Source organism: Tardiphaga robiniae (assembly GCF_001618955.1).
GTDB classification, from domain to species: Bacteria; Pseudomonadota; Alphaproteobacteria; order Rhizobiales; family Xanthobacteraceae; genus Tardiphaga; species Tardiphaga robiniae_A.
The window spans coordinates 1-808 of record NZ_LVYV01000025.1 but is presented as its reverse complement, the minus strand read 5'-3'; the positions used below and the strand labels follow the sequence as shown (position 1 = coordinate 808).

Annotated in this window: 1 pseudogene; it reads right to left on the bottom strand. The window is 61.3% G+C overall.

The features are described 5' to 3' along the window. Positions 1-733: pseudogene (locus tag A4A58_RS29725) on the bottom strand (IS5 family transposase); the annotation flags it as partial. Between the last annotated feature and the right edge of the window lie 75 nt (positions 734-808).

Sequence of the window (808 nt, the reverse complement as noted above, 5' to 3'; positions counted from 1 at the left end):
GCGAGGTGGATAAAGCCGGCGAAGTGAGAAGTTCGTCGGTCATAGCGTGTGGCGAAGCGCCGGAAGTGCTTGAGACGACAGAAGCAGCGCTCGATCCGATTGCGCTGCTTGTAGGCGTTGGCGTCGTGCGGGATGATGATGTTGCGGGTTCGGTTGGATGGGATGACCGCTGTTGCGCCCATATCGGCGATGATCGCGCGTAGGGCGTTGCTGTCATAGGCCTTGTCGGCGAGCACGGCTTCGCCGATCTGGCCCTGAAGCAAGGCAGGCGCCTGGGTGACGTCGCCAACCTGTCCGGCTGTGACGATGAAGCGGAGCGGGCGACCAAGCGCATCGGCCAGCATGTGGATCTTCGTGGTCAGTCCACCTCGGGAACGCCCCAGCGCCTGATCTTTGGCCCCCCTTTTCCGCTCGCGGCCTGCTGGTGAGCGCGAACAATCGTACTGTCGATCATCAGATACTCATTGTCGCGATCGGCCGTCAGGGCTGTGAACACGCGTTCCCAGACGCCCGCATGGCACCAGCGGCTGAACCGGCGGTGCACCGTTTTCCACTTGCCGTAGCGTTCCGGCAGGTCGCACCAATGCGCACCTGAGCGCAGAACCCACAAACAGCCGTTCACGAACAGCCGGTTATTGGCCGCTGTGCGACCTGCATCGCCCGCTTTGCCCGGCAGCAGCGGCGAAATCTTCAACCACTGCGCCTCGTTCAATTCGTAGCGCTTCGTCGCCATCACATGCTCCGTCCAAATCACGGAACCCTATGAATCAGCGATTAGACCTCTTGGGAATCCTCAATGTCGATTGGC